Genomic DNA, 15,094 nt, shown 5'->3' with positions numbered 1-15,094 from the left:
CGTAAAGGCAAACATGTTTGCCAACATAGGTTTTGGCGGCAGATTGACGGCCGTTCTGGGGGATCGTCTTATTCATAACGCAACGCCTCTACAGGGTTCATGCGGGCAGCGCGGCGCGCAGGGAAATAGGTGGCGCCAAAGGCCAGCCCCAGCGACAGAACAACCGCGCTGACGACATCGCCCATTTGCAATTCCGCAGGCAGGCTGGACAGCATCCGCACCGAAGGATCCCACACACCGCCCCCTGCAATCAGGTTCACAAAGTTGAAAATCGGGTCGATATAGATGGAAAACAAACATCCAAGGATCACGCCAAGGATGGTCCCGACCACCCCGATTGACGCGCCGCAGATAAAGAACACCCGCAGGATTGATCCTTGCGTCAGGCCCATCGTGCGCAGAATTCCCACATCGCGGCCCTTGTTTTTCACCAGCATAATCAGGCCAGACACAATATTCATTGACGCGATCAGCACCAGAATGGACAGGATGATAAACATGATATTATCCTCCATTTCCAAGGCCCGCAAAAAACCGCCACTGGCGTTTTTCCACGTCCAGACCAAAGTGTTCGGCCCCGCCGCCAGGGTTAACGGGTCGATCAGGCTTTGCACATTGTCAGGATCATCCACCTGAATTTCAAATTCATCCACCACGTCCTCGCGGTTGAAATACAACTGGGCTTCGGACATCGGCATATAGACGCGGGTGCGGTCGATATCATAGCGCCCCACCCCGAAAATATAGACCACTTCATAGGCGCTTACCCGTGGGCTGGTGCCAAAAGCGGTCTTGATGCCGTTGGGTGAAATCAGTGTGATCTTATCACCCAGCGCCAAATCCAACTCCCGTGCGATGCCGATGCCGATGGCCACGCCTTTGTTGAAATTCTCAAGATTACCCAGCTGTGTTTCGGGGCTCACCACCAAAGGAATGGTCTTAATATCGGCAAACCGTTCGCCAAACACCTCTACTCCAGTGTTGCGCCCGTTGACCGAGGCCATGACTTGCCCCTTCACAATCGGGGCCACGCGGGTCACGCCCTCTACGCCGCGCAGGGCTTCTGCGATGGGGTCAAAATCGGAAAACGTGCGCACGGTGCGGTTTTCATCGTCCAGATGGGGGGAGACATAGACCGTCGCATGGGCATTCGCGCCCAGAATTGTATTGGTGAATTCAGTGCGAAAGCCACTGCGCACGGCCATGGTTGCGATCAGCGCAAATACCGCCAGCGTGATGCCGATCAGGGAAATCCACGTCATCACAGACACGCCGCCTTCACGGCGTTTGGCCCGCAGATAGCGCCAGGCGATCATCCATTCAAAACGGGCGAAGGGGGCTGTCGTGCTCATGCGTTTACCTTTGCAATTGGGCGTCTACGGCGGGAAAACACCGCGCCCAAACCACGAAACAGGCCAAAACCTGCGAAAAATCCACCCATCGCGAATAAAAATCCGTCGATGGTCAAAGGCACCGCAGGGCGGAAATCCTGCCATGCACGGGCCGCGATACCCTGATCCGACAGCCGGGCCACATTGGCCAGACGGTTGAACGGCCCCGCATCATTCAGCGCCACAAGGTCGGCTTCCAGGCGATCTAGCCGCGTGAAAGTGCGGATCATGTCGTCTTGACGTGCCTTTTGAAACGCATTGCCAGTCATAGACTCCAGCGCCTGTTGGCGGGTCAGTCCCACCCGTTGTGCGCTTTTGTCAAAATCGCCGGCCACAAGGCGCAATTCATCGACCGCACCGCCCAGACGCTGCACATATTGCTGCGAGTATTCAGGGAATTGCGACGCGGCCACCAATAGGATTGCCCCGCCGCCCAAGTTAAGTATCTGCCCCATGGGACCGCCTGTGTTAAGCGCCCGCGTAAATGTCCTTTACCCGTGCCACTGCCTCTGCCGGTGTCATCTCGATGCTTTCCCCCGTCTTACGCGAGGTGAGTTCGACAACACCATTTTTCAAACCTCTGGGGCCTACTGTAATACGCCAAGGCAATCCGATCAAATCCATTGTTGCGAATTTGCCGCCTGCCCGTTCATTGCGGTCATCATAAAGCGGTTCCAAACCAGCGGCGGTAAATTCTTTGTAAAGGGTTTCGCAGGCACCATCAGCTTCTGCGTCGCCCTGTTTCAGGTTAACGATGCCCACATGATACGGCGTCACGCCTTCGGGCCAGATGATGCCTTTGTCGTCGTGGTTGGCTTCGATAATCGCGCCGAGCAGTCGGGACACGCCGATGCCATGGCTGCCCATATGCACCGCGACGGGTTTGCCGTCCGGTCCTTGGACCTTGGCATTCATCGCGTCGGAATACTTGGTGCCAAAGTAGAAAATCTGCCCCACTTCGATGCCCCGCGCGGTTTTGCGGCGCTCTTCGGGGACTTCGTTAAACAAAGCCTCGTCGTGGGTTTCATCGGTGCGGGCGTATTTTGTAGTGAACTCTTCCATGATCGCCTGACATTGCGCCACGTCGTCAAAGTCGATTTCACGATCACCAAAGGTCAGGTCCGTAACGGCACTGTCGTAGAACACCTCGGATTCACCAGTTTCCGCCAGCACCAGAAACTCGTGCGTGTCATCGCCGCCAATCGGGCCGGAATCCGCGCGCATCGGGATGGCTTGCAATCCCATGCGTTCATAGGTGCGCAGGTAGCTGACCAGATGACGGTTATAGGCGTGCAGCGCGTCTTCTTTGGTCAGGTCAAAGTTATAACCGTCCTTCATCAGAAATTCACGGCCCCGCATCACCCCGAAACGGGGGCGGCGTTCGTCGCGGAATTTCCACTGGATCTGATACATGGTCAGCGGCAGGTCTTTGTAGCTGTTCACATGGGCGCGGAAGATGTCTGTGATCAGTTCTTCAGCCGTGGGCGTGAACAACATATCGCGGTCATGACGGTCTTTGATCCGCAACATTTCTTCGCCGTAGTCATCATAACGGCCGGATTCTTTCCACAGATCCGCAGATTGGATTGTTGGCATCAGCATGGGCATATGGCCCGCTTTGGCCTGTTCTTCATGCACAATGTTTTCAATCTTGCGCAGAACCTTAAAGCCCATCGGCAGCCAGGAATAAATCCCCGCGCTTGATTGTTTGATCATCCCCGCCCGCAGCATCAGACGGTGGCTGACAATTGCAGCCTCGGCAGGGTCTTCTTTCAACACAGGCAGGAAATAACGGGACATGCGCATGGGGTCGGCTCCAACTTCTATTTGGCTTATGCTCTAGGCCAAACTGCTTTGGGGTGCAACATGTGCAAACAGCCGAGGCCCGACAACAGCCCCAACAACAGCTACCCAGAATTGAATCATTGCCAGACAGGTCGGTGGCAAATAGACTTTGCCTTATTATAATCAATTTTCTTGAGGATTTTATGGGGTTCACAACGCGATTCATCGGTCTGTCCGCCTGTGTATGTGCGGCTTTTGTATTAGCGGCCTGCGCGGGCATTGACCGCGATCAATACGCCCCGCCTCAAGCCAGCCATGCCGCCATGCACCCCATCGGTTTCCCAGATGTGCGCTATTTCGGGGATGAAGCCCCGAGCAGCCTTGACGATGAGGTTGCAACCTTTGCAGATCGCCTGCGCGCGGTGCGCAAACAGGGCGACGGGCTGAACATTCTTGCCCTGTCTGGGGGCGGCCAGAACGGAGCCTTTGGCGCTGGAGTGCTGAACGGCTGGACCCAATCGGGGACGCGGCCGGAATTTGACATCGTGACAGGTATTTCCACAGGATCGCTGATCGCGCCATTTGCGTTCTTAGGGCCAAAATACGATGTAAATCTGAAACGGGTCTACACCACCACATCCACCAGACAGCTTGTGCGCAAACGCTTTCTGTCAGGGCTGATCAACGGCGGATCGCTGTATTCCACAGCCCCCATGCAGCAAGTCATCGCAAATGAACTGACGGATGAAATGATCGACGAACTGGCGGTACAATATGACCGTGGCCGCCTGCTGTTGATTGGCACTACAAACATGGACGCGGAACGCCCTGTGATCTGGAACGTCACGGAAATCGCCAGCTATCGCACGCCTGAAGCCCGCGATCTGGTGCGCGATGTAATCCTTGCCTCTGCCTCTATTCCGATCCTGTTCACGCCTGTTCGTTTTAACGTCACTGACGGAAGCGAAGAGTTTACCGAACTGCACGCAGATGGCGGGCTGACGCAGGAAATCTTTACCTATGCGCCAGAACTGCCTGTCCGCAAATACCTGGCACAAGCCGGGCTTAGCCATCGTGACAACCGCGTCTGGGTGATCCACAACAATCTGATAAACCCTGTTTATCAGCCACAAAAAACCGGCCTGCGTGATATCGGCGAACGCACGCTTTCTACGCTGGTGAAAAGCCAAAGCACCGGTGACCTGCTGCGCATAGCCGCCCTTGCGCGACGCGACGGGTTTTCCCTGCGGGCGCTGATTATGCCTGCAAAATTCACCGACAAACCCAAAGAACTGTTTGAAACCGGCTATATGTCACGGTTGTTCGCCGTGGGCAGGACAATGGGCGAGAATCCCAACAGTTGGGGGCGGCGTTTGGAAAGCCTGTTCGAAAAAGATAAACGCGAAGGCGAAGCGGCGATTGCAGCCGAAGCCTTGGTCTTGCAACAGGCCGAAAAACAATAATTCAGCGCCGCTTCGGGGTCTGTCGCACCCCGCTGACCTGCGCCCAAATCACAGCCCCCAGAATAACCGCACCACCGAACAGGGTTGTCGTGGGCGGAAATTCTGACAGGATCATCAGCGCCAGCGCGGGGGCCAGAGGGGTTTCCAAAGCGCCGATCAAGGCCACCTCGGCGGCGGGAATACGGCGCGCGCCTTCCAGCATCAAAACCGATGCGGCAGCAAAAACCGCGCCGAATGCCACCAATATCCAGCGTTCAATGATGATCACATGGCTTGGGTCGGAAAACAGGGCGGCGGTCGGGACCAGCACCGCCGAAGAAAGCGCCGCTGGCAAGGCCGCAGGCGTTTCCGGCCAGCGCCGGTAGATAATAAATGAACTCGCCATCATCAGCGTCATCCAGAACGCCAGCAGATCACCAGAAACACCGCCGCCTTGCACGCTGCCCCCCGCCACAATGCCAACGCCTGCCGCTGTAACCAGACTGGCGATAACCACCCGCTTTGACGGGCGTTCGCACAGTAAAAGCCAGGCCAAGCCCGCAGTAACAAAGGGCGCACTGGCCCAAATCAGCGCCACGTTTGCCACGCTCGACAATTTGAAAGCAGGAATAAACGCCGCCGTGCCCGATGCCATCAACGCGGTTGCCAGCCACGCAGGCCCGCGCATCTGCTGCCAGTCCCGCCGCAAGGTGCCGCGCAGCAGCAGATAGACCAGCGTGAACCCTGTGGCCGCAATCCCGCGCCAGAAAATCACGCTCCACGCATCAGCATCGACGCCGCGGGTAAATATCCCCGCGCTTGACCAGATCAGCGCAGAGACCGCCACCAAAACCACCCCGAATGTATACTGTCGATCCATGCTGCACGCCTTTTTGCTTTTGTGTCATCTAGCAACAGGCTGCTGACATGTATCTGTCAGCAGTGATGTGCTACCAAAAGAAAAAGACACGAGGATGCCATGGCCCGTTCCAGCCGCATGTTTGAAATCATCCAGTTGCTGCGCTCGGCAAAACAGCCTTTGACCGCACAGCATCTGGCAGGCGTATTAGAGGTCACGCCCCGCACGATTTACCGCGATGTTGCCACGTTACAATCCATGCGGGTCCCGATAGAGGGCGCGGCTGGGGTCGGCTATATCATGCGGGCGGGATTTGATCTGCCGCCGTTGAATTTCGACGTAGAAGAAGCCGAGGCCATCACTGTCGGCCTGTCGATGATTGCACGCACTGGTGATAAATCGCTGGGGCGGGCGGCGGCACGGGCTGCGGCAAAAATCGCTCAAGCCACCCCGCTTAGCGAGACTCTGTTTTCTTCCACTTGGGGGGCGGACAGCCCGCAGCACGTTGACCTTTCCGCCATCCGCCGTGCCATTCGGGACGAAGAAAAACTGCACATCACCTATCTGGACAGCGACAATGCTGTCACCGAGCGGGTGATCCTGCCCCTGTCGATTATCTATTATGCCGAATCCATCGTGCTGCCTGCCTGGTGTGAATTACGCGGTGATTTCAGACACTTCAGGGCGGACAGACTGCAAACACAGTCCACAGCCTGCGGCAGCTTTTCAGGCCGATCCAAAGATTTGCGCGCAACTTGGGCCGCCCGCCACGCACAAAACCTGTGATTACTCAGATATGGGTTACGCGGCTGTCACGCCCCATGGATTCAGCCAGTTCAGCCAATCGCGTTGACACAATCTCGCCCCCGAACCGCACCACATCTGCGGGCAGTTGCAGGTCAAGCAAACCGTCTGTCAGAACCAGTTTGGCGCGACGCAACACGCTGGCATCGCCCCCCGCCAAAGACGCCCCCAGACGCATGGCCTGCCCGATCACTTGAGCACCCAAATGTTGTTCATCGTTCAACAACGGACGCAACGCCTTATAGCGATCCAGCTTGCCGCTTTTGCGATAGCGGTGCAACAGGGCCATGGCCAACAGCACGCGGCCCGAATGATCAAGCCCGCCCAGATTACCGCGCGAGGCGTTGTCAAAACACTCCTCAGCGCGGGAACTGGGGTCGGAGCGCCAGCTGACATCGTGCAACAGCGCGGCGGCAAGTGTGATCCGCTCCCAACGGTCAGGATCGGGCAGCAGGGGCAAAATCCACTGGGCCAATTCAAAGCCAAACCCCGGAAACCGCGCCGAGGTGCGCTCGCTGAACATGCAGGCCTCTATCAGCGGATCGCGGGCGCGTAATTCTTCGGGCATTTGTTCGTAAAGCAGACCCTCGCGCAGGCCGTAGCTTGAAATCGCGGCGACTTTGGGATCGAACACATCCACCAGATGGCGCAGCACACGGGCGGCCGTGGGAACCAGCGTCAGACGCGCCTCGCTGGTGCTGGACAGGGCGCGGAATTCATCCATGGACGCCCCTTCGATCCAGTCCAGCGTTTCGCTCAGTTGGTCGCGGCCCAGATTATATTCATGCAGCACCTGCAACGGATAATCCCGCCGCGCCATATCGAGTTTTGCAATCGCGCGGTACGATCCGCCCACAAGATACAGCGTCGAATACGACCCTGACAATTGTTTGCGCAACTCAATCAACGTGGTGCGGATATGGGCGTCCAGATCGCCCTTTACCCCTGCCAAACGTAACGGGGCAAGCGACGATGTCAGACGTTCCCCGATGGTGCCTTGGGACAGTTCCGCAAGTTCCATCGACGCGCCGCCAATGTCACTGACCAGCCCGTTAGCTTCGGGCCAGCCCAGTAACACCCCTTGGGCAGACAGGCGGGCTTCGTCTACGCCGCTGGCAACTGACACGGTGATGCCGGTTTTTTCCAGAACCTCGGCGCAAAAGGCAGGGCCATCTTCGGCCTCGCGTACGGCGGCGGTGGCCACGGCGGTCATGGACTGGACACGAAAACTCTCGGCGATGGCGGCAAACCGGATCATTGCGTCCAAGGCCCGCACGCGGCCTTCAGGGTTCAGGCGGCCTGATTCGGCAATCCCTCGCCCCAGCCCGCACATGACTTTTTCATTGTAGAAATACGCAGGTGAGCGGGCCGCGCCGTCAAAAACCACCATCCGCACCGAGTTCGAGCCCACGTCGATCACGCCGACCCGTTCCATTGCCGCAAATTTGGTTGTGATCTTCACCCTGTCCCCTTTGCCTTATCCTTCATCACTATGGGTCAGTTTAGGCACATCTTTCGCCCCCACAGACCCACGCCCTGACAATGACGGATTTTCCATAAAGAAGCGATGGCAATTGAACCGTTTTTCGCCGTCTTCATCCTGTTCCCGAATATAGCGCCCGTCGGGTTGCAGCACCCAAGAGTTCACCTGATCCGCCATATTCGCCGCCATAATCTGGCTGAGGATTTGGGCATGGACGGTTTTATTGGTGATTTCCACCAGTGATTCCACCCGTCGCACCAGGTTGCGCCCCATCCAGTCTGCCGAGGACATAAACACCCGTGCGCGACGATCCGGCAGGCCGAAACCGTTGCCAAAACACACAATTCGCGAGTGTTCCAGAAAGCGGCCAACGATGGATTTGACGCGGATATTATCGGACAAGCCTTTGATACCAGGGCGTAAACCGCAAATGCCGCGTACCACCAGATCAATCTTAACGCCCGCCTGCCCCGCTGCATACAGCGCGTCAATCACATCACCGTCGATCAGCGCGTTCATCTTGGCCCAGATCATTCCGGGCTTACCCTCTTTGACGCATTCGGCCTCGTTGTTGATCATCGCCAGCAGATCGCGCTTCAGGTACATAGGTGACACAGACAGCCGTTCCAGCCCTTCGGGTTCCACATAGCCAGAAATGAAATTGAACACTTTTGTAGCGTCATGGCCCAGTTGTTTGTCACAGGTAAAGAACGACAGATCGGTATAAAACCGCGCTGTGATCGGGTGATAATTGCCAGTGCCAAAGTGGGTGTAGGTGACCAGTTCCGCACCCTCGCGCCGCACCACAGTGCTCAGTTTTGCGTGGGTTTTCAGATCCAGAAAGCCGTAAACCACATGCGCCCCAGCCCGTTCCAGACGGCGGGACTGACGGATGTTTGCCGCTTCGTCGAAACGGGCTTTCAGTTCCACCAAAGCGGTGACGGATTTGCCTTCTTCGGCCGCCTCGCACAAAGCTTCAACGATCGAGCTTTCGTTCGATGTGCGGTATAGCGTCTGTTTAATCGCCACAACCGCAGGGTCACGGGCGGCTTGACGTAGGAATTCCACAACAATATCAAAGGTTTCATAGGGGTGATGCAGCAGCATGTCTTTTTGGCGGATCGCTGCAAAAATATCCCCGTCGAAATCCTGCACCCGTTCGGGAACGCGGGGTTTGAATTCAGACCATTGCAAATCCTTGCGACTGTCCAAAATCAACGCCCCCAGATCAGACACCCCAAGCAGGCCGTTCACCTCGATGGTTTCATCGCTTTTCAGGCCCAGCGCCCCCAAAATCACATCGCGCAGCGGCGGTGGGGCACCAGCGGAAATGGTCATGCGAATGACTTCACCGCGACGCCGCCGTTTCAGTGCAGTTTCAAACTCGCGCAGCAGGTCTTCGGCTTCGTCTTCAAGCTCCAGATCGCTGTCGCGCAGCAAGCGGAAGGAACAATGCCCGTCCACCGTATATCCCGGAAACAGTTGATCAAGAAATTCCAGCAGAACCTCTTCGAGCATGATCAAACGTTGGGTGCCAGCTTCGCCATCTGGAAGCGGGATAAACCGTTGAACCTGCGCCGGGATCGGCAGCAAGGATTGCAAAACCCGTTTGTCCCGCTTGCGCTTCATTTGCAACGCCAGTGTCAGCCCCGTGTTCGGAATAAACGGAAACGGATGGGCTGGATCAATAGCAAGCGGTGTCAGGATCGGGAAAATCTGATCCACAAACACCTGTTTCAGGTAAATTCTATCTGCCTCGTTCAATTCCGAGCGCACCAGAATATCAATGCCGACCTTTTCCATCTCTGCAATCAGATCAACCCAGCAATCTTGCTGTTTTTGCATCAACAAGCGGGCCTCGGCGTCGATGGCAACCAGTTGCACCTGCGGCGTGCGCCCGTCCAGTGCTGGCGTTTCGATACCGTTGCGTTCCAATTCGCGCAAGCCTGCCACGCGGACCGAATAGAATTCATCCAGATTGGTGCCGGAAATCGACAACATCCGCACCCGTTCCAACAGGGGCAGACGCGGGTTTTGCGCCTCTTCCAGAACCCGCCAGTTGAACTGTAACCAGCTTAATTCGCGGTTGAAAAATCGGTCCGTGCTGGCCTGATCCAATTCGGGCATTTCAATCGATGCGGGCGCGGAGTTGTGCAGAAAATCCGACTGTACACCACGGTCTTCACCTAGGTCCGGCAGATTGCCATCCATTAGGGTGTCTCCTCTAATCGTCTTAAAGTTTCACTTACCATTCGTGGGCCAACGGGTCGTTTGCGTTGCAACGACACACGGTCCAATTCTGTGACCAGCGCGCGGATACCCGCGAACGAGCGTTCAACGCGGCGCAGGATCATATCAACCAATTCGGGTTCCATCAGCAGTTGCCTGTCCGCGCAGAGTTTCAGCAAAACGGCGGCCAATAGCATATCGTCAGGGGCGCCCAGTTGAACCAATTGGCTGCCTTCTATGCGGCTGGCCAGATCCGGCAGGGTGATGCCCCAACTGCGCGGCACGCCCTGCCCCGTCATCAGCAACGGATAGCCCGCCTGCGCCATCAGATTGTGCAGATGGAACAGGGCATCCTGCTGCCCGCGATCCCCTGCCACCGCATCCAGATTTTCCACGCACAGCGGCCCTTGCCCCAAAGCGGCTGCATCGCGCACATCCTTTGCCTGCACCACTTTGGCGCCCACAATATCTGCCCAGATCCGCGCCAGATGGGATTTTCCCGCACCCTCTGGCCCGACCAATACCAGCTTACCCAGTGGCCAGTCCCGCCAGCCTTCAATAGCGGCTACGGCTAGACTATTGGCAGGCGAGGTAAAGAAATCATCACGCCCAAAGGCGGTTACCACAGGCAGGTCAAAGATAAGTTGCTCAGCCATCGGTTTCATGCTCCGTCAGGCCTTTGTACAGCCGCCCGTGCAGATATTGCCCGACGCCAAAGCGAAAGAACACGCCCAGACTGGCCGCCACGGGGACGGCAATCAACATACCGGTGAATCCCATAAAACTGCCAAAGGCCGAAAGCGCGAACATCAACCAGACCGGATGCAAACCAACCGATCGCCCCACCAGCTTGGGCGTCAGGAAATTACCCTCAAGCATCTGGCCGATCACAAAAATTACCAGAACCGCAGCAATCCAGACCGGCTGGTCCCAGAATTGAAACAGGGCCAGACCAATCGACAGAACCCCGCCAATCACCGAGCCCACATAGGGAATAAAGGTCAACAACCCCGCAATCAGCCCGACGATCAAGCCGAATTGCAGCCCCACCAACATCAGGGCCACTGCGTAAAACGTGCCCAGAATGGCGCAGACCGTCAACTGCCCGCGCACAAATCCCGCCAGTACATTATCAACCTGCCGTGCCAGATAGCGCACGGTTTCCAGATGATCCCGTGGCACCCAGGTATCAATCGTTGCCACCATCCGGTCCCAGTCCAGCAGCATGTAAAATGCCACAACCGGTGCGACGACAATAAACACCGCCACATCCACAATGGTAAAGGCCGAGGCCAGAACCGCATTCGCCAGTTCCCCACCCTTAGAGCGAATGAATTCCACCAAAGACCCAAGTCCCTGCCGCACAGCAGAGCCTTCATTAAAGGCGTCAGGAAACCGCTCGGACATAAAGGTCTGAAGCTGCGTCACATAGTCAGGCATCGCCACAACAAAAGCCGCCGTCTGTTTCACCAATAACGGCCCCAGCACAATCACCAGCAACAGAATCACCATGACCGCCACCAAAGTAATGGTCGTCGTCGCCACAGTGCGCGACGCACCAGCCCGTTCCAGCCGGTCCGCGACAGGGTCCAGGAAATAAGCAATGGACATGCCTGTGATAAACGGCAGCAAAACATTGCCCAAGGACCACATCACCAGCAGCAATACCACCAGTCCAATGCTCCAGTACCGCACCTGCTCATTTGCACTTAACGCCATGAAAGCTCCACCAAATTCCAAGTTCTTGTTCTATCGTAGCAGTGTAACAAAAACAATTCGCCCCCTACAGGCCTTGCATAAGGCTAATCACACAGGCTAGGCCTGCGCTATCACAATCAAAGGCCACGCCATGCCCAAAACCCGTGTTGCACTAGAAATCGGTCACGGAACCTCGCTGCGCCGTGCGGATTACACCGCCGCTGCCCGACGTGCGGTTCAAAACGCGCTGTGGCGCAATTCGCTGACCGTGGCCCCTGCCTTTGGATTTCCCAAAGAGGCCATGCTTGTGGATGTGGATATCGCCGTGCAGCACCCCGATCAAGTGGACACAGCGGCGCTGAAGGACATGTTTCCTTACGGGCAGATCAGCATTACCGCCTCTCACGGTGGGCTGGACATTGCCAAACCGGACGGGTCCGGCATCACCGTCATCGCCAACGCAGCGATCGTGGTGTCTTTTGATATGGAGCCAGCATGACACAGGCCAGCACAAAACAGAACAGCCGCATCATCCTTGAAACAGGCATCGGCACCGATCTTTATGGCAAGGATTACACCAAAGCCGCCATTCGCGCGGTGAATGACGCCATCCGCCATTCTTCGCTGACCTTGTTCACAGAACTCGGGCTGGACCATCAGGAAATGAGCGTCCAAGTCACCATCGGCGTTCAAGAACCTGACCAACTGGACACAGACCGCATCGCCGCCGAACTCCCCCGTGGCAAGGCCACTGTGACCGCCACCAAAGGCGGCCAGAACATACCGTCACCAGATGGCTCAACCGCCAGCGTCATCGCCACCGCCGCGATTGAGGCTTTTTATCCCATCGACCAAACCCGCTGGAAACTCTCAAACCCATAGGGCTTTTTGTTTGCTAAATATCCCCCGCGCGGAGCGCATTTAAGTCCCTTCACGCAGCACGCAGCTCTCAAACAAACTGCTCGCGGATCAACCGCTCCTCCAGCCCGTGGCCCGGATCGAACAGTAAACGGTGGGAAATTTCAGGCGCGATTGCGATTTCCACCCATTCAACTGTGCGGGCCTCATTGCCATCTGCCACCGCCTGCACAGGGCGTTTTTCCGCCTCTAACACCTCAAACCGCACCTTTGCCTTCATCGGCAACAAGGCCCCGCGCCAGCGACGCGGGCGAAAGGCGGCCATGGCGGTCAGGGCCAAAAGTTCAGCCCCAATCGGTAAAATCGGCCCGTGGGCGGAATAGTTATACGCGGTGGACCCCGCAGGGGTTGCCAACAGCGCCCCGTCGCAAACCAATTCGGGCAGGCGCTCTTTGCCATCCACCAAAATCCGCAGCTTTGCCGCTTGTGGCCCCTGCCGCAACAAAGACACCTCGTTTATGGCCAAAGCCTCAATTTCTGAGCCGTCCACACAATGGGCACGCATGCGCAGCGGGTGAATAATCGCCTCTTCTGATTCGGCCAGACGGTCGGTCAGTCCTTCGGGCGCAAAAGTGTTCATCAAAAAACCGACCGTGCCCCTGTTCATTCCGTAAACAGGCGCACGCAGACCTTGGGTCTGGTGCAACACCGACAGCATGAACCCGTCGCCCCCCAAGGCCACAATCAAATCCGCCTGCACAGGCGGCACATCTCCATAGCGCTGCACCAGTCCTGCGCGGGCGTCTTGGGCGGTTTCCACATGGCTCGCCAGAAAACAAATCTTTTTATACTTCATGCACCGCGTCCCGATTACTCTGTGGCCACTTTCACGTTGTGCCGGACCCTGCGCAAGCGGAAAACCCCTGCCTTCTGCCAAACCTCGCCCCCGCCCCTGTCAAACTTCGCCCCTGCGCATTGTCAGTGTCGTCTTTGCGCGAAGTTTGTGCGTTCAAGCGCAAAAAGTCGAAAAACGACTATTGCGCGACAGAATGCGCCTTTTCATTCACGCCGATTCCCCCTACTTGCGTCCGCAAAGCGCAGTGACACGTCGCATCTGGATCAGCCTGACCTAGCGGCGTAGCCTACCCGTTCCGCATCGGCAAGACCAACAGAGGATCAGAACCCATGACAACCGCCCGCGACGCAGGATTTTTCACCGAAGACCTTTCGACACGTGATCCAGAGCTGTTCAACTCTATCACCAACGAGCTTGGCCGTCAGCGCGACGAGATCGAGCTGATTGCATCCGAAAACATCGTTTCCAAGGCCGTGATGCAGGCGCAAGGGTCGATCATGACCAATAAATACGCCGAAGGGTATCCGGGTCGTCGCTATTATGGCGGGTGCCAATATGTGGACGTGGCCGAAAACCTTGCCATTGATCGCGCCAAGCAATTGTTCGACTGTGACTTTGCCAATGTGCAACCCAATTCCGGCTCGCAAGCCAACCAAGGGGTGTTTCAGGCACTGCTGCAACCGGGTGACACCATTTTGGGCATGTCGCTGGACGCAGGCGGGCACCTGACCCACGGCGCCAAGCCCAACCAGTCTGGCAAATGGTTTAACGCGATTCAATACGGTGTGCGCCAGCAAGACAATCTGCTGGATTATGACCAAGTGCAGGAACTGGCCTCTGAACATCAGCCCAAAATGATCATCGCTGGTGGTTCAGCCATTCCACGCCAGATCGACTTTGGTAAAATGCGCGATATTGCCGACAGTGTTGGCGCGTATCTGATGGTGGACATGGCCCATTTCGCGGGTTTGGTTGCAGCGGGAGAGCACCCCTCACCGTTCCCCCACGCCCATGTAGCCACAACAACCACCCATAAAACCCTGCGTGGCCCGCGCGGCGGGATGATCCTGACCAACGATGAAACCATCGCTAAAAAGGTCAATTCGGCGATTTTCCCGGGTATTCAGGGCGGCCCGTTGATGCATGTGATCGCTGGCAAAGCCGTCGCCTTTGGCGAGGCGCTGCGCCCCGAATTCAAAGCCTACCAAAAGCAAGTTGTGGCTAATGCCAAAGCACTGGCCGATCAGTTGATGAAAGGCGGGCTTGATATCGTCACAGGGGGCACGGACACCCATGTGATGCTGGTGGATTTGCGCCCCAAAGGCGTGACGGGCAACATCACCGACAAGGCTTTGGGCCGCGCCCATATCACCACCAATAAAAACGGCATCCCGTTTGACCCTGAAAAACCAACAGTAACGTCAGGCATTCGTCTGGGCACACCTGCGGGCACAACGCGGGGCTTTGGTGAAGCCGAATTCCGTGAAATCGGTGATATGATCATCGAAGTCGTGGACGGTCTGGCCGCCAATGGCGAAGAGGGCAACGCCGAGATCGAAACCGCAGTGCGCGCCAAAGTTGCTGATCTGTGCAAACGCTTCCCGATCTACGACGATTTGTAAGGGTTTCATCGCCCCCAAGACACACAGAAAGCCGCCCCATCGGGCGGCTTTTTTGGTTTAAATGTGT

14 protein-coding genes are annotated in these 15,094 nt (G+C 56.8%); 5 read left to right on the top strand and 9 right to left on the bottom strand.

The features are described 5' to 3' along the window. Positions 1 to 68: 68 nt before the first annotated feature. The 3 genes from GGE09_RS05020 to proS are packed head-to-tail and all read right to left on the bottom strand — an operon-like array spanning position 69 to position 3,197. Positions 69 to 1,352, bottom strand: a complete 1,284-nt coding sequence (locus tag GGE09_RS05020) for a lipoprotein-releasing ABC transporter permease subunit (RefSeq protein ID WP_309744463.1) — start codon at positions 1,350 to 1,352, stop codon at positions 69 to 71. Beyond that, positions 1,349 to 1,846 (bottom strand): DUF2937 family protein, encoded by a 498-nt coding sequence (locus GGE09_RS05015; protein WP_309744461.1) that lies wholly within the window; start codon positions 1,844 to 1,846, stop codon positions 1,349 to 1,351. The genes GGE09_RS05020 and GGE09_RS05015 overlap by 4 nt, the downstream gene beginning before the upstream one ends. Positions 1,847 to 1,859: 13 nt before the next feature. Further along, complete coding sequence (gene proS / locus GGE09_RS05010) at positions 1,860 to 3,197, bottom strand: proline--tRNA ligase (RefSeq protein ID WP_309744459.1); 1,338 nt, start codon at positions 3,195 to 3,197, stop codon at positions 1,860 to 1,862. A gap of 182 nt (positions 3,198 to 3,379) precedes the next feature. On the opposite strand from proS, the gene GGE09_RS05005 reads away from it, so the two are divergent. After that, on the top strand, positions 3,380 to 4,639 hold the full coding sequence (locus GGE09_RS05005; RefSeq protein WP_309744458.1) for a patatin-like phospholipase family protein: 1,260 nt from the start codon (positions 3,380 to 3,382) through the stop codon (positions 4,637 to 4,639). 1 nt (position 4,640) lies between these two features. Here GGE09_RS05005 and GGE09_RS05000 read toward each other — a convergent pair whose 3' ends face one another. Continuing rightward, positions 4,641 to 5,498, bottom strand: coding sequence for a DMT family transporter (locus tag GGE09_RS05000; protein ID WP_309744455.1), 858 nt, complete (start codon positions 5,496 to 5,498; stop codon positions 4,641 to 4,643). A 99-nt stretch (positions 5,499 to 5,597) separates the two neighbouring features. Between GGE09_RS05000 and GGE09_RS04995 the strand changes: the two genes are divergently transcribed. Beyond that, positions 5,598 to 6,263, top strand: a complete 666-nt coding sequence (locus tag GGE09_RS04995) for a YafY family protein (RefSeq protein ID WP_309744453.1) — start codon at positions 5,598 to 5,600, stop codon at positions 6,261 to 6,263. 4 nt (positions 6,264 to 6,267) lie between these two features. On the opposite strand, the gene GGE09_RS04990 is transcribed toward GGE09_RS04995, so the two are convergent. The 4 genes from GGE09_RS04990 to GGE09_RS04975 are packed head-to-tail and all read right to left on the bottom strand — an operon-like array spanning position 6,268 to position 11,712. Next, positions 6,268 to 7,743 carry a Ppx/GppA family phosphatase gene (locus tag GGE09_RS04990; RefSeq protein ID WP_309744451.1) on the bottom strand — a complete coding sequence of 492 codons (1,476 nt, stop codon included), beginning with the start codon at positions 7,741 to 7,743 and terminating at the stop codon, positions 6,268 to 6,270. 15 nt (positions 7,744 to 7,758) lie between these two features. Next, positions 7,759 to 9,975 carry an RNA degradosome polyphosphate kinase gene (locus GGE09_RS04985; protein WP_309744449.1) on the bottom strand — a complete coding sequence of 739 codons (2,217 nt, stop codon included), beginning with the start codon at positions 9,973 to 9,975 and terminating at the stop codon, positions 7,759 to 7,761. After that, a complete protein-coding gene (locus tag GGE09_RS04980) occupies positions 9,975 to 10,649 on the bottom strand; it encodes a chromosomal replication initiator DnaA (RefSeq protein ID WP_309744447.1) in 675 nt (224 codons plus the stop codon). Before GGE09_RS04980 ends, GGE09_RS04985 begins: the two co-directional genes overlap by 1 nt. After that, the gene (locus tag GGE09_RS04975) at positions 10,642 to 11,712 is read right to left on the bottom strand and encodes an AI-2E family transporter (RefSeq protein WP_309744445.1); all 1,071 of its coding nucleotides are present in this window, start codon (positions 11,710 to 11,712) and stop codon (positions 10,642 to 10,644) included. Before GGE09_RS04975 ends, GGE09_RS04980 begins: the two co-directional genes overlap by 8 nt. Before the next feature lie 130 nt (positions 11,713 to 11,842). Here GGE09_RS04975 and GGE09_RS04970 point away from each other — a divergent pair, with 130 nt between their 5' ends. After that, the gene (locus GGE09_RS04970; RefSeq protein WP_309744442.1) at positions 11,843 to 12,190 is read left to right on the top strand and encodes a Lin0512 family protein; all 348 of its coding nucleotides are present in this window, start codon (positions 11,843 to 11,845) and stop codon (positions 12,188 to 12,190) included. After that, positions 12,187 to 12,573, top strand: coding sequence for a Lin0512 family protein (locus GGE09_RS04965; RefSeq protein WP_309744440.1), 387 nt, complete (start codon positions 12,187 to 12,189; stop codon positions 12,571 to 12,573). The genes GGE09_RS04970 and GGE09_RS04965 overlap by 4 nt, the downstream gene beginning before the upstream one ends. A gap of 67 nt (positions 12,574 to 12,640) precedes the next feature. Here the strand turns inward: GGE09_RS04965 and GGE09_RS04960 are convergent, their stop codons facing one another. Next, positions 12,641 to 13,405, bottom strand: coding sequence for an NAD kinase (locus GGE09_RS04960; protein WP_309744439.1), 765 nt, complete (start codon positions 13,403 to 13,405; stop codon positions 12,641 to 12,643). Between the two features lie 329 nt (positions 13,406 to 13,734). Here GGE09_RS04960 and glyA point away from each other — a divergent pair, with 329 nt between their 5' ends. Next, positions 13,735 to 15,027, top strand: coding sequence for a serine hydroxymethyltransferase (glyA, locus tag GGE09_RS04955; RefSeq protein ID WP_309744437.1), 1,293 nt, complete (start codon positions 13,735 to 13,737; stop codon positions 15,025 to 15,027). Positions 15,028 to 15,094: the final 67 nt, after the last annotated feature.

It is taken from the genome of Roseobacter sp. N2S (genome assembly GCF_031454055.1).
Classification (GTDB): Bacteria; Pseudomonadota; Alphaproteobacteria; order Rhodobacterales; family Rhodobacteraceae; genus Amylibacter.
This window is presented reverse-complemented; position numbering and strand designations above follow the sequence as displayed.